The organism is Aestuariicoccus sp. MJ-SS9 (assembly GCF_032586235.1).
Taxonomy (GTDB): domain Bacteria; phylum Pseudomonadota; class Alphaproteobacteria; order Rhodobacterales; family Rhodobacteraceae; genus Aestuariicoccus.
Window position 1 is genome coordinate 16,973 of the sequence record NZ_JAWHTD010000033.1, and the last position, 17,752, is coordinate 34,724.

Annotated in this window: 15 protein-coding genes; 7 read left to right on the forward strand and 8 right to left on the reverse strand. The window is 65.5% G+C overall.

Going from position 1 to position 17,752, the window contains the following annotated elements; all coding sequences use genetic code 11:
- Positions 1 to 14: 14 nt before the first annotated feature.
- Both RXV88_RS17715 and RXV88_RS17720 read right to left on the reverse strand, forming a co-directional pair.
- Positions 15 to 1,127 carry a Ppx/GppA phosphatase family protein gene (locus tag RXV88_RS17715; protein ID WP_316294831.1) on the reverse strand — a complete coding sequence of 371 codons (1,113 nt, stop codon included), beginning with the start codon at positions 1,125 to 1,127 and terminating at the stop codon, positions 15 to 17.
- A 77-nt stretch (positions 1,128 to 1,204) separates the two neighbouring features.
- Positions 1,205 to 1,861, reverse strand: coding sequence for a sulfotransferase family 2 domain-containing protein (locus tag RXV88_RS17720; RefSeq protein WP_316294832.1), 657 nt, complete (start codon positions 1,859 to 1,861; stop codon positions 1,205 to 1,207).
- 261 nt (positions 1,862 to 2,122) lie between these two features.
- Here RXV88_RS17720 and RXV88_RS17725 point away from each other — a divergent pair, with 261 nt between their 5' ends.
- The 4 genes from RXV88_RS17725 to RXV88_RS17740 are packed head-to-tail and all read left to right on the forward strand — an operon-like array spanning position 2,123 to position 5,111.
- Positions 2,123 to 2,419: a virulence factor gene (locus RXV88_RS17725; protein ID WP_316294833.1), complete on the forward strand. Its 297-nt coding sequence runs from the start codon at positions 2,123 to 2,125 to the stop codon at positions 2,417 to 2,419.
- Between the two features lie 26 nt (positions 2,420 to 2,445).
- Entirely contained in the window at positions 2,446 to 3,375 is a 930-nt protein-coding gene (locus RXV88_RS17730; RefSeq protein ID WP_316294834.1) for a methylenetetrahydrofolate reductase, read from the forward strand.
- 15 nt (positions 3,376 to 3,390) lie between these two features.
- Positions 3,391 to 4,053 carry an HAD-IA family hydrolase gene (locus RXV88_RS17735; RefSeq protein WP_316294835.1) on the forward strand — a complete coding sequence of 221 codons (663 nt, stop codon included), beginning with the start codon at positions 3,391 to 3,393 and terminating at the stop codon, positions 4,051 to 4,053.
- Positions 4,050 to 5,111: a methyltetrahydrofolate cobalamin methyltransferase gene (locus RXV88_RS17740; RefSeq protein WP_316294836.1), complete on the forward strand. Its 1,062-nt coding sequence runs from the start codon at positions 4,050 to 4,052 to the stop codon at positions 5,109 to 5,111. Before RXV88_RS17735 ends, RXV88_RS17740 begins: the two co-directional genes overlap by 4 nt.
- Before the next feature lie 75 nt (positions 5,112 to 5,186).
- On the opposite strand, the gene RXV88_RS17745 is transcribed toward RXV88_RS17740, so the two are convergent.
- Both RXV88_RS17745 and hemB read right to left on the reverse strand, forming a co-directional pair.
- Positions 5,187 to 5,741, reverse strand: coding sequence for a YSC84-related protein (locus tag RXV88_RS17745; protein WP_316294837.1), 555 nt, complete (start codon positions 5,739 to 5,741; stop codon positions 5,187 to 5,189).
- A 114-nt stretch (positions 5,742 to 5,855) separates the two neighbouring features.
- The gene (gene hemB, locus RXV88_RS17750; protein ID WP_316294838.1) at positions 5,856 to 6,854 is read right to left on the reverse strand and encodes a porphobilinogen synthase; all 999 of its coding nucleotides are present in this window, start codon (positions 6,852 to 6,854) and stop codon (positions 5,856 to 5,858) included.
- A 91-nt stretch (positions 6,855 to 6,945) separates the two neighbouring features.
- Between hemB and RXV88_RS17755 the strand changes: the two genes are divergently transcribed.
- Both RXV88_RS17755 and mfd read left to right on the forward strand, forming a co-directional pair.
- Entirely contained in the window at positions 6,946 to 7,473 is a 528-nt protein-coding gene (locus tag RXV88_RS17755; protein WP_316294858.1) for a component of SufBCD complex, read from the forward strand.
- A gap of 33 nt (positions 7,474 to 7,506) precedes the next feature.
- Positions 7,507 to 10,962, forward strand: coding sequence for a transcription-repair coupling factor (gene mfd / locus RXV88_RS17760; RefSeq protein ID WP_316294839.1), 3,456 nt, complete (start codon positions 7,507 to 7,509; stop codon positions 10,960 to 10,962).
- A gap of 54 nt (positions 10,963 to 11,016) precedes the next feature.
- Here mfd and RXV88_RS17765 read toward each other — a convergent pair whose 3' ends face one another.
- Positions 11,017 to 11,286, reverse strand: coding sequence for an usg protein (locus RXV88_RS17765; protein ID WP_316294840.1), 270 nt, complete (start codon positions 11,284 to 11,286; stop codon positions 11,017 to 11,019).
- Positions 11,287 to 11,481: 195 nt separating this feature from the next.
- Between RXV88_RS17765 and gyrA the strand changes: the two genes are divergently transcribed.
- A complete protein-coding gene (gene gyrA / locus RXV88_RS17770; RefSeq protein WP_316294841.1) occupies positions 11,482 to 14,229 on the forward strand; it encodes a DNA gyrase subunit A in 2,748 nt (915 codons plus the stop codon).
- 59 nt (positions 14,230 to 14,288) lie between these two features.
- Here the strand turns inward: gyrA and RXV88_RS17775 are convergent, their stop codons facing one another.
- The 3 genes from RXV88_RS17775 to RXV88_RS17785 are packed head-to-tail and all read right to left on the reverse strand — an operon-like array spanning position 14,289 to position 17,708.
- Positions 14,289 to 15,764, reverse strand: a complete 1,476-nt coding sequence (locus tag RXV88_RS17775; RefSeq protein WP_316294842.1) for a carboxypeptidase M32 — start codon at positions 15,762 to 15,764, stop codon at positions 14,289 to 14,291.
- Positions 15,764 to 16,909 carry a heme A synthase gene (gene ctaA / locus RXV88_RS17780; RefSeq protein ID WP_316294843.1) on the reverse strand — a complete coding sequence of 382 codons (1,146 nt, stop codon included), beginning with the start codon at positions 16,907 to 16,909 and terminating at the stop codon, positions 15,764 to 15,766. The genes RXV88_RS17775 and ctaA overlap by 1 nt, the downstream gene beginning before the upstream one ends.
- Before the next feature lie 52 nt (positions 16,910 to 16,961).
- Entirely contained in the window at positions 16,962 to 17,708 is a 747-nt protein-coding gene (locus tag RXV88_RS17785) for an RNA methyltransferase (RefSeq protein ID WP_316294844.1), read from the reverse strand.
- Positions 17,709 to 17,752: the final 44 nt, after the last annotated feature.

Here is a 17,752-nt window from a genome sequence, read left to right on the forward strand (position 1 = left end):
AGCCCGCAGGGGCGTCAATAGGGCCCGTCCTCCAGCACGCCGTCGGCGGACATCTGGGCATAGAGCAGCCCCTCGCGCAGGCCACGGTCTGCCACCGACAGGCGGTCGGTGGGCCAGCAGCGCAAGAGCGCCTGCAGAATCGCCGCGCCGGACATAATCAGCGCCTGCCGGTCCTGCCCGATGCGCGGATCGCGGCGCCGCCCGGCCGGACCCAGCGCCAGATAACGGCGGATCACCGCCTCGATCTGGTCGCCGGTCATGCGCAGCCCGTCCACCTTGGTGCGGTCATAACGCTTCAGCCCCAGATGCGAGGCCGCAACGGTCGTCACCGTGCCGCTGGTGCCCACGATCTGAAAGCCCTTGCGGGTCTGTTCGTCCTTGTAAGGCGCGAATTCGGCGAGGTTTTCCTCGAAATACCAGCTCATGAGCGCATAACGCGCCGCGTCGTCCTCGACATCCGAGAACTGGTCGCGCAGGGTCGCCACTCCCAGCGGTACGCTGATCCAGTCCACGACCTTGGCGGCGGGAAACGGGCTGTTGGTGGTGTGAAACCCGGCGTGAAGGCGCATGATCGCGCGCGGCCTTTCGCGCGCCGGAACCGAGCTGAGGTCGATCCAGACCAGTTCGGTCGAGCCGCCGCCGATATCGACCACCAGCAGCTGATCGGTCTGCGTGCTGACCAGCGGCGCGCAGGAAATCACAGCCAGCCGCGCCTCTTCCTCGGGCTGGATGATCTCGAGGCTGAGCCCGGTCTCGCGCTTGATCTGGCGGATGAATTCGGCGGCGTTCTTGGCGCGGCGGCAAGCCTCTGTCGCCACCAGCCGCATCCGGTGCACGTTGTGACGGCGGATTTTCTGCTGGCACACCCGCAGCGCCGCAACCGTGCGGCCCATCGACCCACGACTAAGCCGCCCGGTACGCTCCAGACCATAGCCCAGCTGAACGGATTTCGAAAAGCTGTCCACGACGTGAAATTGACTGCCCTTGGGCTGGGCAATCAGCATGCGACAGCTGTTCGTGCCCAGATCCAGCGCGGCATAAAGCTCGCTTGGATCCGGCGGCTTTGGCGCGGGGCTTTCGACCGGCTTCGGGAACGCGCCCGCACCAGTGGGACGCTTTGGCGCCATGATTTCGCGCCTTTCAATATCAAGTTGCCTCCACACTACGCAGAGCGGCATTGCGTCGCAAGGGATTTGGGCGGGGCCTAAAGCGGATTGTCGTAATAGCCGGATAGATGGGCATATTCGCGGTCCAGATGCGGCAGGATCGCCGCAAAGGTGCGCGGTTTCAGATCGTCCAGCGTCAGTTTGAACGAGCTTTTGTTTTCGCGCGGCATTTCAACGGGTTGCCCGCTGATTTCGGTCAGCTTTCTGGCCAGTTCGTCCATTTCTTCGACCTTATAGACCCGGCTGTAGCGGGTCAGATCCGGGCCGGTGAAAAGCCAGCTTCCCAGCGCGTGATGCTTGATCGACGAGCTGGCCTCGCGATAGGCCTTGAGGTTCTGAAAAAAGAAATCCGGATCGGGGTCTTTGGGCAGATCGACACGGCCGCGCAGGATCTTCCGGCAATTGTGCAGCTCTTTCAGCTCGACCACCCGATTGACGTAACACGACATCAGCCGCCGCACCGGATCGCGCACCACGGTGAAGCGGAACCAGTCGTCGTCCTCGAAAGCTTGCCAGCGCTGCGGGCGAAATCGTTTGGTGGGATAAATGGCGTGCCAGGTGTACACGTCACGCTCGGCTTCGGGCGGCAGCGTGACCGACGGGTCGATATGCGCCAGCGCCCGTTTGACCGACGAACAGCCTGCCTTGGGCACCGCCATATAGGCGATTTTATGCGCGTCTATTGCGATGACCATGACTGCCCGGCCCTTTTTCTCGCCTTTGCGCCAGCCTATCTGTGGCAGCCGCCGCGCGCAAGTTAGCCTCGGAACCCTTGCCAGTTGATGAAAATCGCTCAGCTTCTGGCTGAGGATTTTTCCACTCCGCCCCGGTGGCGCCCCCGGCCCGGGGCGCCTATTCTTGCTGACGTCGCTCATGTACGCAGCGGTGTCGAAATTCGACCCCGGCGCGGTTCGGGGGGCGGGTAAGTAAGCCCATCGGATAAGGGAATCAGGCACATGCCCGACGTCACAATCGTATACTGGCGCGACATCCCCGCTCAGGTGATCGTGGGCAAGGGTCGCCGCGGAACCAAGATGCCGCTGCCCGAACGTTTCGAGCAGGCCATCGACCGCGCCGCCATGAAAACCGGGGCCGCGGGCACCGACGAATACCTGGCGGAATGGCGCAAGGCCGCCCCCTATCCGGTCGAAGGCGAGGCCGAAGCCGTCGCCGCATCCGAGGCCGCGCGTCTCGATGCCGAATACGATCAGGACCGCATCAAGCACCTGATCGCCAACGATGGCTGGGCCTGAAACCCGTGACCCTTTGGGAGAGAGCGATGGCGCTTTTGAATTTCCGTAAACGTGCAGAAGCCCCCCGCGCCGTCAGCGGCGATCTGGAGGCGTTTCTGAAGGATTACTCGATCGAGGTGATGCCGCGCACCGCCGAGAAGGTCGAGGATTTCCGCGCGCTCCTGCCCGAGGGCACCCGCGTCTACATCGCCCATATCGAAGGCACGCCGATCGCCGACATGGTGAGCACCGCCGCCCGGCTGGCGCGCGACGGCTACAAGGTCATGCCGCATTTCCCCGCGCGCATCATCAAGGACAAGGCGACCCTGGCCGACTGGATCGCGCGCTATCAGGGTGAGGCGGGCGTCGATCAGGCGCTGCTGCTGGCGGGCGGCGTGGCGCAGCCGGTGGGCGACTTCCACTGCTCGATGCAGCTGATGGAGACCGGGCTTTTTGACAAGGCCGGGTTCAAGCGTCTGCACGTGGCGGGCCACCCCGAGGGCAACCGCGACATCGACCCCGACGGCGGCATGAAGAACGTCACGGAAGCGCTTCGCTGGAAACAGAAATTTTCCGAAACCACCGACGCGCAGATGGCGCTGGCGACGCAATTCGCATTCGACGCCAAGCCGATCATCAAATGGGCCGACGATCTGGCTTCCGCCGGCATCACCCTGCCGATTCACATCGGCATCGCGGGCCCGGCCAAGCTGCAGACCCTGATAAAGTTCGCCATCGCCTGCGGCGTGGGCCCGTCGCTCAAGGTGCTGCAAAAGCGCGCGATGGACGTCTCGAAACTGCTGCTGCCCTACGAGCCGACCGACGTGCTGACCCAGCTTGCCGCCCACAAGGCCGCGAACCCCGGGTTCAACATCGAGCGGGTGCACTTCTTCCCGCTGGGCGGCATCAAGACCAACGCGCAATGGGCCATCGACAACGGCGGCGCCTCCGCCGCGCCCGCAGCCCAGACCGCCTGAGGAACCAAGCCCGGAATGCCCTTTGCCCTGCTCTTCGATCTCGACGGTACGCTGCTGGAAAGCGACGGGATCCACGAAGCGGTGTTCCGGGAACTGTTGGCCAAAAGGGGCATCGACATGGACGAAGGGTTCTATGCGCGCCATATCCACGGTCGGCTGAACGTGGATTTCTTTGCCGAATTCCTGCCGTCCGAGCCTGACCCGCAGGCTTTGTCCGAACACAAAGAGGCGCTCTTTCGCGACCGCCTGCCGCGTGACTACCCCGCCATGCCGGGCGCTCAGGCGCTGCTGGACCGGGCGCAGGCGCAAGGCTGGCGTGTGGCGGCGGTCACCAACGCCATGCGCGCCAATGCCGAGGCGATGCTGGCGGCCATCGGCCTGCGCGAGCGTTTCGACACCATCGTAATCGGCGAGGAATGCGACCGCGCCAAGCCGCATCCAGATCCCTATCTCGCCGCGATGGCGGCCCTTGGCGCGGCACCCGGCCAGACCCTCGCGTTCGAGGACAGCCCCTCGGGCCTCGCCTCGGCCCGCGCCGCGGGCGCGCGCGTGGTCGGGCTGCGCTCATCGCTGGACGACGCCGCGCTCTGCGCCGCCGGGGCGCACGTCAGCATCCAAGATTTCACCGACCCCGCGCTGGAAACAGAATTGCAGCGCCTTACTGGAGTTCCCGCATGACCCGCACGATTGTCGAATCCAAATCCAAGACGGCCATCATCGGCTTTGACCAGCCGTTCTGTGTGATCGGAGAGCGCATCAACCCCACCGGCCGCAAGAAGCTGGCGGCCGAGCTGGAGGCGGGCGATTTCTCGACCGTGGAAAAGGACGCGCTGGCACAGGTGGTGGCCGGGGCTAGCATTCTCGACATCAACGCGGGCGTGGTCTACAACTCGAACCCCAACCCGAACGAGACCGAACCGCCGCTGATGACCGCGATTATCGAGCTGGTTCAGGGGCTGACGGACATCCCGCTTTGCATCGACAGCTCGGTGCCCGCCGCACTTGAGGCGGGGCTCAAGGCAGCCCACGGTCGCCCGCTGCTGAACTCGGTCACGGGCGAGGAAGAGCGGCTGGAATTCGTGCTGCCGCTGGTCAAGAAGTACAACGTACCGGTGGTGGCGATCTCGAACGACGACACCGGGATCTCTGAAGATCCGGACGTGCGTTTCGCCGTCGCCAAGAAAATCGTCGAGCGCGCCGCCGATTTCGGCATCCCTGCGCATGACATCGTGGTCGACCCGCTGGTCATGCCCATCGGCGCGATGGCGACGGCCGGCAAGCAGGTCTTTACTCTGGTCCGCCGCCTGCGCGAAGAGCTGGGCGTGAACACCACCTGCGGCGCGTCCAACATCAGCTTTGGCCTGCCCAACCGTCACGGCATCAACAACGCCTTCCTGCCCATGGCCATGGGCGCGGGCATGACCAGCGCGATCATGAACCCGGTCGCCCTGCCCGTCCCTGCCGCCAAGATCGCCGAGAAGCGCGCCGAGGTGGCCGCCGCCGGGATCGTGCTGCCCGAGGACATGGACGACGAGGCGTTCTGCCAGTTGTTCGGCCTGGGCTCGACCCAGCCGCGCCCGGGCAAAGAGATGGAGGCCATCCGCGCCGCCAACCTGCTGACCGACAACGACGCCCACGGCGGCGCATGGATCGAGTTCAACAAGGTCGCGCCCAAGGCCGGGCATGAAGGCCGCGGCCGCGCCGGTCGCACCGGCGGACGCCGCCGCCGGGCGTGACCCGGGACCTCAACGCCAAACGAAAGGCCCCGGATCAGATCCGGGGCCGACGCGAACGTCCCGTGATCGCGCGTCTCAGGGAATGATGCGGGTGTATTTCACGCCTTCCAGCGTCGCGCCCAGCCGCAGGCCGGACTGGCCGAAGATCACCGCGATCACCGGCGCGGTCGAGGTCGTGGTTTCCGCAGCCAGCGTCTCGCCCCCTTCGGGGATCGCATATTCGATGTTGGCCCCTGCGGCCCAGCCCGGCGACCGGCGGAAGTTCAGCAGCGCATCTTCGGTCATGAAGAACAGCACATGCGCATATTGCTGCGCGCCGATCTGCAGGCCGCCGCTGGCCTTGGTGACGGAATAATAATCCACCGTCACGTCGCTGACCCGCAGCGCGCCACGCCCGTATGCCCCGCCGACACCCAGACCCGCCTCGGTCACAAGCGGCATCACCAGGATGCCGGTGGCCTTGTCGCGCAACGTCTCGGTGCCGGGATATTGCGCGTAAAGCTGGCTGAGCGTCGCATCGACGCGCGCGTCGATGGTGGCCCCGCCGTTGCTGCCGATGCCGTTCCCGCAAGCGGCCAAAAGCCCCGCGGCCCCGAGCCCCAGGGTTACACTGCGTCGTGTCAGGTTCATGATACTGCCTCTCTTGCCGATGCCTCTGACCCGGCTGTACCGCCGGTTTGCGCGCTATCATAGCGGCGCGGCGCGGCCCTGTCACGCGAGTTGACGCCCGCAGGCGACAACCCGCTAGCCGTTCAAGAGCCGCGAGGCCGCCGGCGCGAAATAGGTTAGCACCCCGTCGCAGCCCGCCCGCTTGAAGGCCATCAGGCTTTCCAGCATCACCTTCTCGCCATCGACCCAGCCGCGCTCGCCCGCGCCCGCGATCATCGCGTACTCGCCGCTGACCTGATAGGCGAAGGTCGGCGCGCCAAAGGCGTCCTTGGCGCGGCGGCAGATGTCGAGATAAGGCATCCCGGGCTTGACCATCACCATGTCCGCCCCTTCGGACAGATCGCGCTCGATCAGGCGCAGCGCCTCGTCGGAATTGGCCGGGTCCATCTGATAGGTCTTCTTGTCGCCCTTGAGCGCGCCCGACGCCCCCACCGCATCGCGGAAGGGGCCGTAAAACGCGCTGGCGTATTTCGCGGCATAGCTGAGGATCAGCACGTTTGAATGCCCCTCGGCCTCGAGTGCGGCGCGCATCGCGCCGATGCGCCCGTCCATCATGTCCGACGGCCCGATGATATCGGCCCCGGCGGCGGCCTGGCTGAGGGTCTGCTTGACCAGCGCCTCGACCGTGCGGTCGTTCACGATCTCGCCGTTTTCGACAAAGCCGTCATGGCCGTTGATGTTGTAAGGGTCGAGCGCCACATCGGTCATCACCGCGATATCCGGCACCGCGTCCTTGATCGCGCGGGTGGCGCGGTTCGAAAGGTTCTCAGGGTTCCAGGCCTCGGCGCAATCCTCGGTCTTCAGCGCGGGGTCGGTGTAGGGAAAAAGACAGATCGCCGGGATCCCCAGCGCATGGGCCTCGCGCGCGGCCTCGACCACCTTGTCGACCGACAGCCGGTTCACCCCGGGCATCGAGGCGATGGGTTCGACCACGCCTTCGCCGTCGCGCACGAACACCGGCCAGATGAAATCCGCGGGGCTGAGGGAATTCTGCGACACCATCGCGCGGATGGCGGGGGATTTGCGCAGGCGGCGCAGACGTGTGGCGGGAAAGGCGGCAATCGTGGGTTTCATCGCGGTGGTCCTTGTCATCGTGCGACTTGGGTGGCATGGAATGCCGATCATCACAAGGGCCGAGCGCCCGTTCGCTACCTCGGGGCAGGCGTTGGACTGGTACGAAACCGTCTTTGAAGTCATCGACATGCGGTCGTTCTCGAACCTGTGGTTTTGGATCGCGCTGGCGGTTGTGTGGTCGTCGGCGGCGCATTGGGTGCTGGGCGTTCCCTTCGACATGGTGACGCGGGCCAGGCGCAAGGGCGGCCAGGCGACCGAAGACCTGCACGACATGGTGCGCGTCAACACCACCCGCATCCTCTTTATCGCGGCCGAGGCCGGGGTCTGGATCGTCGCACTGGGGTCCGCCTTTGTGACCGGGTTGGCGGTGCTGGGCTTTTACTACGGGATCGAGCTGGCGCAGGCGGTGTTCCTGCTGGCCTTCCCGATGTCGCTGGTCGGCCTGCTGAGCGTCACCACCGCCCGGCGCATCCGGCGCGAGGCGCTCGAGGGTGCGGCGCTCTGGCGGCGGCTCTGGCTGCACCGGGTCTGGACGCAGGTCATCGGGATGGTGTCGATCTTCGTCACTTCGCTCTGGGGGATGTACCAGAACCTCAGTCTTGGCGCGTTGCACGGTTGACGCCCGCCCCCACAAGGCCCATTTGACCGCCTCATGGCAGAAACCCGACATATCACCATGGGCGGCGCGCCCGAAGGTTTCGACGCGCGCCTGATCCTGCAAGAGCTGGAGCGCGCGGGCGGTCCGGTGATCCATGTCGCGCGCGACGACAAGCGGCTGGCGCAGACCCGCGACGCGCTGGCGTTCTTTGCGCCCTCCATGCCCGTCGTCGCCTTCCCCGGATGGGATTGCCTGCCCTATGACCGGGTGTCGCCCAACCCCGACATTTCCGCCGCGCGCATGGCGACGCTGGCGGGGCTGGTGCACGGGATGCCCGACCGCTTCGTGCTGCTGACCACGCTCAATGCCGCAACCCAGCGGGTGCCGGCGCGCGAGGTGCTGCGCGAGGCGGCCTTTACCGCCCATGTGGGCGGCCAGTTGGATGAAGAGGCGCTGCGCAACTTCCTGGTGCGTATGGGTTTTTCCCAGGCCCCCACGGTGCTCGAGCCGGGCGATTACGCCATTCGCGGCGGCATCATCGACATCTACCCGCCGGGCGATCTGGGCCCGGTGCGGCTCGACCTTTTCGGCGATGTGCTGGACGGCGCGCGGCGCTTCGACCCGGTGTCGCAGCGCACCACCGAGAAACTCTCGGTCGTCGAGCTCGCCCCGGTCAGCGAGGTGATCCTCGACGACGCCGCGATCACCCGCTTCCGCCAGAACTACCGCATTGAATTCGGCGCGGCGGGCACCGACGATCCGCTTTACGAGGCCGTCAGCGCCGGGCGCAAGCATCAGGGGATCGAGCACTGGCTGCCCTTCTTCCATGAGCGGCTCGAGACGCTCTTCGACTACCTGCCCGGCGTACCCGTTTTGCTGGACGACCAGTCGACGCCATCGCGGCTTGCCCGCTGGGACAGCATCGCCGACCAATACGACACCCGCAAACACGCGATGACGCAGAAGAACCGGATGGGCAGCGTCTACAAACCTGCGCCACCCGCTCTGCTCTATCTCGACGACGACGCCTGGGGCGCGGCGGTGGCCGACCGGCGCGTGGTACAGTTTCATCCGCTGGCGCAGGCCTCGGGTCCTTCGGTGGTGGATGCCGGCGGACGCATCGGGCGCAATTTTTCGCCGGAACGCCAGCAGGAATCCATCAGCCTTTTCGGTGCCTTGGCGAGCCATGTTAAGGAAAGACTCGAACAAGGCCCCGTCGTCATCGCCAGCTATTCCGAAGGCGCGCGCGAACGCCTGACGGGCCTGATCGAGGACGAGGGCCTGGCCGAGGCGATCCCCATCCCCGACGCCACCCGCATCGGCAAGCGCGGCCTGCATCTGGCGGTCTGGGCGCTGGAACACGGGTTCGAGGCCCCGGGCCTCACGGTAATCAGCGAACAGGATGTGCTGGGCGACCGACTGATCCGCAAGCCGCAAAAGCGCCGCAAGGCCGAAAACTTCCTGACCGAGACGCAATCGCTCAGCCCCGGCGATCTGGTCGTGCATGTGGATCACGGCATCGGCCGCTATCAGGGGATGGAGGTGATCACCGCCGCCGGTGCGGCCCATGAATGCCTGCTGCTGGAATATGCCGAGAGCGCCCGGCTTTACCTGCCGGTGGAAAACATCGAGCTGCTGTCGAAATACGGCCACGAGGAAGGCCTGCTCGACCGGCTGGGCGGGGGCGCTTGGCAGGCCAAGAAGGCCAAGCTCAAGGAACGCATCCGCGAGATGGCCGACCGGCTGATCCGCATCGCCGCCGAGCGCGCCCTGCGCAAGGCCCCGGTGATGGACCCGCCGCCGGGGGCATGGGACGCCTTCTCGGCCCGCTTTCCCTACCAGGAAACCGACGATCAGCTCAAAGCCATCGAAGACGTGATGACCGACATGCATTCGGGCCAGCCGATGGACCGGCTGATCTGCGGCGATGTCGGCTTTGGCAAGACCGAGGTGGCCATGCGCGCGGCCTTCGTCGCCGCCATGTCAGGGGTGCAGGTGGCGGTGATCGCCCCCACCACCCTGCTCGCCCGCCAGCATTACAAAAGCTTCGCCGACCGCTTCCGCGGCTTTCCGCTGGACGTCCGGCCCTTGTCGCGCTTCGTGTCCGCGAAGGACGCCGCCGCCACCCGCGACGGGCTGTCGCGCGGCACGGTGGACATCGTCATCGGCACCCATGCTCTGCTGGCCAAGGGCATCCGGTTTCAGAACCTCGGCCTGCTGATCATCGACGAGGAACAACATTTCGGCGTCGCCCATAAAGAGCGGCTGAAGCAGCTGCGCTCGGACATCCACGTGCTGACCCTGACCGCCACGCCGATCCCGCGCACGCTGCAGCTCAGCCTGACGGGCGTGCGCGATCTGTCGATCATCGGCACACCGCCCGTGGATCGCCTCTCGATCCGCACCTATGTCAGCGAGTTCGACGCGGTGACCATCCGCGAGGCGCTCTTGCGCGAACATTACCGCGGCGGGCAGTCGTTCTATGTCGTCCCCCGTATTTCCGATCTTCCCGAAATAGAGGAATTCCTGCGCGAACAGGTGCCCGAGGTGTCCGTCGTTGTGGCCCATGGCCAGATGGCCGCGGGCGAACTCGACGACCGCATGAATGCGTTTTACGACGGCAAATACGACGTGCTGCTGGCCACGACGATTGTGGAATCCGGTCTCGATATCCCCACCGCCAACACCATGGTGGTGCACCGCGCGGATATGTTCGGGCTGGCGCAACTTTACCAGATCCGCGGCCGCGTGGGCCGGTCCAAGACCCGCGCCTACGCCTATCTAACAACGAAACCGCGCGCCAAACTGACCCCGGCGGCCGAAAAGCGGCTGCGCGTTCTGGGCAGTCTCGACACGCTCGGCGCAGGCTTCACACTGGCCTCACAGGATCTGGACATTCGCGGCGCGGGCAACCTGCTGGGCGAGGAACAATCGGGCCAAATGCGCGACGTGGGCTACGAACTCTACCAGTCGATGCTGGAAGAGGCGATCGCCAAGATCAAGGCGGGCGAGCTCGAGGGGCTGTCGGACGCCGACGACCAATGGGCACCGCAGATCAATCTCGGCGTGCCGGTCCTGATCCCCGAGGACTACATCCCCGATCTCGACGTGCGCCTGGGCCTCTACCGCCGCCTGTCGTCGCTGTCGACCAAGGTCGAGCTCGAAGGCTTCGCCGCCGAACTGATCGACCGCTTCGGCAAGCTGCCGAAAGAGGTCAACACCTTGCTTCTGGTCGTCCGGATCAAGGCGATGTGCAAACGCGCCGGCATCGCCAAGCTCGACGGCGGGCCCAAGGGCGCCACGATCCAGTTCCACAACGACAAGTTCGCCCGGCCCGAGGGTCTGGTGGAATTCCTCAAGGATCAAAAGGACCTGGCCAAGGTCAAGGACAACAAGATCGTGGTGCGCCGCGACTGGAAGAACGACCGCGACAAGATCCAGGGCGCCTTCGCCATCGCCCGCGACCTGGCCGAGAAGGCCGGCAAGATCAAGCGCAAGCAACCGGCCTGAGCGCCCCCTGCCGAGGAAAGGCCGCAAGGGCTTGACGAGGCGCGCCCCCCGCCCTCAGTGGTAGTTGAATTCGCCCACCACCTGCCGCCATTCCCCCGGCGCGATCATCTTGCGGTGGGTAAAGCGCACCGAATGCAGCGGGCCCTCGATCTCGTCCTGCCAGAACTCGATGAACTTGAAGAGATTTGGATGATCCGGGGCCAGATCGTAATCCTGCCAGATATATGTGTTCAGCACATTCCGGTAATCGGGCATCCGGTAAAAGAACTCTGCCGTGGTCAGCCCGTATCCGCGCAACATCAGCTCTGTCTCGCTTGGTGTCATATCGCACCTTCATCGTTGACTGTCGATATTTCGAATCATGCCAAGGTGATCTTTACTTTTCAATAAAAACAGTGTGTTAGCAGGCGCTCCCCTTGGCTGCCAGAAATAGCCCTCCGATGGCATTGCGCCCCATATCCTGTCTCTGATATACCTTTTGCAACTAAATATGGCAGCATCCCAGGACAGGCCCTTCACGTGAGCGATACGCCCGAACCCCCTGATAACACGGACGAAACCCGCCCGGAAAAGCCTCTGCACGACGGACCGTCGATCTCGATCACCGACGAGATGAAGGCCTCCTACCTCGATTACGCCATGAGCGTGATCGTCAGCCGCGCCATTCCAGATCTGCGCGACGGCCTGAAACCTGTGCACCGTCGCATCCTTTATACGCTCTGGGAAAACGGCCAGACCAAGTCCAAAAGCTACCGCAAATGCGCGACCGCCGTGGGCGACGTCATGGGCCGCTATCACCCCCATGGCGACAGCGCGGTCTATGACGCGCTGGTGCGCATGGCGCAGGATTTCTCGATGTCGCTGCGGCTGATCGACGGTCAGGGGAATTTCGGCTCGATGGACGGCGACCCGCCCGCCGCCTACCGCTACACCGAAGCCCGGCTCGAATCCTCGGCTGAAAGCCTGTTGACGGACATCGACAAGGAAACCGTCGATTTCGTCCCGAACTACGCCAACGAACGCCAGGAACCCACCGTCCTGCCCGCGCGCTATCCAAACGTGCTGGTCAACGGCGCCGAGGGGATCGCGGTGGGCATGGCCACGCGCATCCCGCCGCACAACCTGGGCGAGGTGATCGACGCCACGCTGGCGCTGATCGAAAACCCCGATCTCAGCTCGGAACAGCTGATCGACTACATTCCCGCCCCGGATTTCCCGACCGGCGGCGTGATCCTGGGCCGTTCGGGCGCGCGCAAGGCGTATCTCGAGGGCCGCGGCAGCGTGATCATCCGCGCCAAGACCCGGATCGAGGAGATCCGCAAGGACCGCTACGCCATCGTCATCGACGAGATCCCCTATCAGGTCAACAAGGCCACCATGATCGAGCGGATTGCCGAAACCGTTCGCGACAAGAAGATCGAAGGCATCGCCCATGTTCAGGACGAATCCGACCGCTCAGGCGTGCGCGTGGTGGTCGAGCTCAAACGCGACGCCACCGCCGAGGTGGTGCTGAACCAGCTTTTCCGCTTCACCCCGATGCAGACCTCGTTCGGCTGCAACATGCTGGCGCTGAACGGCGGACGGCCCGAACAGCTGACCCTGCGCAGCTTCCTGACCGCCTTCCTCGACTTCCGCGAGGACGTGGTCGCCCGCCGCACCGCCTATCTGCTGCGCAAGGCGCGCGAACGCAGCCATATCCTCTGCGGTCTGGCCGTGGCCGTCAGCAATGTCGACGAGGTCGTGGCGACCATCCGCGCCTCCGCCGACGCCGCCGAGGCGCGCGAAAAGCTGATGACCCGGCGCTGGCCCGCGGGCGACATCCTGCCCTATATCGCGCTGATCGACGATCCGACCCACAAGGCCAACGACGACGGCACCTACAACCTCTCCGAGGCGCAGGCCCGCGCCATCCTCGACCTGCGCCTGCAACGCCTGACCCAGCTCGGCGTCAAAGAGGTGACGGACGAGCTCGAGGAACTGGCAGGCAAGATCAAGGAATATCTCGACATCCTCTCCAGCCGCGAGCGGATCATGGAGATCATCTCGGACGAGTTGACCGAGGTAAGAGACAAATTCGCCGTCCCGCGCCGGACCGAGATCGTCGACTGGGCCGGCGACATGGAAGACGAGGACCTGATCGAGCGTGAAGACATGGTCGTGACGGTCACCCAGTCGGGCTATATCAAACGCACCGCACTGGCCGACTTCCGCTCGCAAAAGCGCGGCGGCAAGGGGCTGTCAGGCATGGCGACCAAGGACGACGACGTGGTCACCACGCTCTTCGTCGCCAACACGCATACGCAGCTGTTGTTCTTCACTACCGACGGGATGGTCTACAAGCTCAAGACCTGGCGTCTTCCGCTGGGCGGGCGCACCTCGCGCGGCAAGGCCATCGTCAACATCCTGCCGATCCCCACCGGCGTCAGCATCGCCGCGATCATGCCGGTGGACCGCGACGAAGAGGATTGGGTCGACCTGCAGATCGTCTTTGCCACCAGCGCCGGCGACGTGCGCCGCAATGCGCTGTCGGATTTCACCAACGTGATGCGCAACGGCAAGATCGCCATGGACCTGCCCGAAGGGGTCGAGCTGGTGAACGCCCGCATAGCGTCCGAGGATGACGACATCATGCTGGTCACCGATTCCGGCCGCGCGATCCGCTTTCCTACCACCGCCGTTCGCGTCTTCAAGGGGCGCAAATCCACCGGCGTGCGCGGGATCCGGCTGTCGAACGGCGACCGGGTCGTGTCGATGGCCGTGATCCGGCATTTCGAGGCCAGCCCGGACGAACGCGCCGCCTATCTGAAGATGCGCCGCGCGGTTGCGGGCCTTGCCGACGATGCCGAGACCCCCGAGGAAGAGGGCGTCAGCGCCGACGCCACCATCAGCCAGGAACGCTATGCCGAGATGTCGGCGGCCGAGAACCTGATCCTGACCATCACCGCCAAGGGCACGGGCAAGCTCAGTTCCAGCCACGATTACCCGGTGCGCGGCCGCGGCGGCCAGGGGGTCATGGCGATGGACAAGGCCCTGCGCGGCGGCCCGCTTGTGGCCTCCTTCCCGGTCGAGATGGACGACCAGATCATGCTCGCCACCTCCAAGGGCCAGTCGATCCGCGTGCCGGTCGAGGGGATCTCGTTCCGTTCGCGCAACGCCGGTGGCGTCAAGATCTTCAACACTGGCGCGGGCGAGACCGTGGTCAGCGTCGCCTGGATCGCCGATCAGGGCGAGGCCGAAGACGGGGACGAGGGCGAACCCGTCGAATAACGCGAAAAGGCCCTCGCCACATCGGCGAGGGCCTTTCGGTTCCGGCGAAGCCCGGGGCGTTACAGCCCGTAAATCGCGCCGAATTTATCCTCGAGATAAGCCAGCAAAGGCGCCTCGGACGGCGCGCCGCCGCAGGCCTGTTCGATGACCTCGCGCGGGTGGTAAAGCCCGCCGTGCCGCTGCACATTCTCGCGCAGCCAGCCGGTCGCCGCCTCCAGATCGCCCGCGCCCAGCTTGTCGTCCAGATCCGGCACCGCGCGGCGCAGCGCCTCGTGCAGGCAGCCGGCATAGACATTGCCCAGCGAATAGGTCGGGAAATAGCCGAAAAGCCCCACCGACCAATGCACATCCTGCAGCACGCCGTTCGAGGGCCGGTCAACGGCAAAGCCGAAATCCGCCTCGAACCGGTCGTTCCAGGCGGCTTCCAGATCGTCCACCTCGAGCGCGCGAGAGATCAGCGCGCGCTCCAGATCGAAGCGCAGCAGCACATGCAGATTGTATTGCACCTCGTCCGCCTCGGTACGGATAAAGCCGTTCTGCACGCGGTTCACCACCGCATAAAAGCTGTCCTCGTCCGGGATGCCGAAATCGCCGAAGGTGTCCACCATCTGGCCATAGAGCCAGCCGCAAAACGCGCGGCTGCGGCCCAGCTGATTTTCGTAGATGCGGCTCTGGCTTTCGTGCACGCCCATCGACACGCCCTGCCCCAGCGGCGTCAACCGGTAGGCCGGGTCGATGCCCTGCTCATAGGCGGCGTGCCCGACCTCGTGGATGGTCGAGTAAAGGCAGTTGAAAGGATCGGTGGGATTGGTCCGCGTGGTGATGCGCACATCGTCGCCCGAGCCCGAGCTGAACGGATGCACCGCCTTGTCCACCCGCCCGCGCGCCATGTCGTAGCCAAAGGTCTTGGCCACGGCGCGTGTCAGCTTCATCTGCGCGGCCTCGTCGAATTCCTGCCCCAGACCGTCGGGGATGGGATGCGCCAGCACCTTTTCGCGCAGCTCGACCAGGCGCGGGCGCAGCGCACCGAACATCGCCTCCAGATTGGCGGCGGTGGCGCCCGGTTCGTAATCGTCCAGCAGCGCGTCATAGACATCGCCTCCGTCCGACAGCGCGGCACCCTCTTCACGTTTCAGCGCCAGCACCTCGCGCAGGGTCGGCGCGAAAGCGTCGAAATCGTCCGCCGCGCGGGCCTCGGCCCAGATGCCCTGCGCGGCCGAGGTGACGCGGGCGATCTCGGCGGCCAGCCGCGCGGGGATCTTCGACGTGCGTTCAAAGCTGCGCCGGATCTGGCGCAGTTGCGCCTGCCCGACCGCGTCCAGCGCGCCGTGGTCGATCGCCGCCAGCCAATCGCCGACCCGTGGGTCGGTGCGGCGGGCGTGCAGCACGCCCTCCATCGCGGCCATTTCCTCGGCCCGCTGTCCGGCCGCGCCGCGCGGCATCATCGTCTCTTGATCCCAGCCCAGCCGACCGGCGATCTGCGACAACGCGACCGTCTCGCGGGTGTGCTCCATCAGGGCGTCAAAAGCGTTCATCAGCGGGATCCTTTCAAGGATTGAAACACGGGGTATTGCGCGGCAAAGCGCGCGCGCAGGATCAGCACCCAAAGCAGCACCGCCCCGAACTGGTGTACGATGGCGATCTGCCACGGCGCCATGTACAGCACGGTCACGATGCCCAGCACCATCTGCAGCACCATCATCGCCATCACCGCGTTGAAGCGATAGCGCGTGTCGGTGTTGGGCGAACGGCGCGCGCGCAGCCAGACGACGATGCCGAAGGCCATCAGCAGATAGCCCGCGATGCGGTGCATGAACTGCACCAGCCCGGCGTTTTCAAAGAAGTTGCGCCAGACCGGCTCGATATCGAAGGGGAACGGCGGCAGGAACGCACCCGCCATCAGCGGCCAGTCGTTATAGGTGCGGCCCGCGTCGATGCCGGCGACCAGCGCGCCCAGCAGGATTTGCAGAAAGGCGAAATGCATCAGCCCCGTGGACATGCTGAAAAGCCGCGCCTCGCGCGAGCGGCGCGCCTGCATCAGCGCGCGCTCTTCTCGGCCAAGCTGGAAGACATACCAGGCGATCAGGCCGAGGATCACGAAGGCCAGCCCCAGATGCGTCGCAAGGCGGTAGCTGGCCACATCCAGCATCTCGCCCCCCAGCCCCGAGGCCACCATCCACCAGCCGATCGCCCCCTGCGCGCCGCCAAGCGCGCCGAGGCCCAGCAGGCGAGGCGTCCAGCCGGTGGGGATCTTCCGCGCGATCAGGAAGCCGAAGAACCCGATGGCCCAGACCAACCCGATGAACCGGCCCAGCTGGCGGTGGCCCCATTCCCACCAGTAGATGAACTGGAATTCCGCCAGCGACATGCCCTTGTTCTGCAACTGGTATTCCGGGATGGCGCGGTATTTCTCGAATTCCGCCTCCCAGGCGGCGGCATCCATGGGGGGCAGCGCGCCGGTGATCGGGCGCCATTCGGTGATCGAAAGCCCGCTGTCGGTCAGCCTTGTGAGGCCCCCCACGGCGATCATCACCACCACGAGCGCGAAAAGTAGCATCAGCCAGAGGCGGATCGCCCCGCGCGCGCCGCGCTTGCCTGCGTCGATCATGCCGCCCGCGGGCTTGTCACCGCGCGAGGATTGCGTGCCAACCTCTTCGAAAAGCTTGCGATTTCCGCTCATGCCTCTCTCCTTGTCTGGGCCGAAGATAGGGCCGCCGCGGGGCGGCGTCCAGTCATCCGCCGCGCTCTTTCCAGCGCACCATTTGCCGCAGGATGCCGTGCAGCATCTGCACATCCGCGCGCGTCAGGGGCATCCGGCTCCAGAGGTTGCGCAGGTTGACCTTCATGTTCTCGGCCTTGGCGGCGGGAAAGAAGAACCCTGCCTCCTCCAGCCGCTCTTCGTAATGGCGCGCGAGATGCGCCATCTCGGACGCATTGGCCCAGTCGGTGCCCGCCAGCTCATGGGCCAGCGCCGTCACCTCGGCGGTGTTGCGCCGCCATTCGTAACCGGTCAGCAGCACGCATTGCGCCAGGTTCAGCGACGGGAAATCGGGGTTCACGGGGACGCTGACGATGGCGTTTGCCAAAGCGATGTCCTCGTTTTCAAGCCCCGCGCGTTCGGGTCCGAAAAGCACCGCCACCTTTTCGCCGCCCGCGATCTTTTGCGCCGCGACGCGCATCGCCTCTTCGGGGCTGTAGACGGGCTTGGTCAGCCCCCGCTGCCGCGCCGTGGTGGCGAAGACATAGGTGCAATCGGCCACCGCGCCCTCAAGCGTGTCGGTCAACATCGCCTCATCCAGCAGACGCCCGGCCCCGCTGGCCATGGCGTCGGCCTTGGGGTTGGGCCAGCCGTCGCGCGGCGCGACGATGCGCATCCGGTCGAGCCCGAAGTTCCACATCGCCCGCGCCGCCGCACCGATGTTCTCTCCCATCTGCGGGCGCACCAGAACGAAGGCGGGTTGAGGCGTGTCGCTGGGCATGGCTCCTCCAAAAGCTTTGATGGCGACTTACGTCGGCGGCCCGT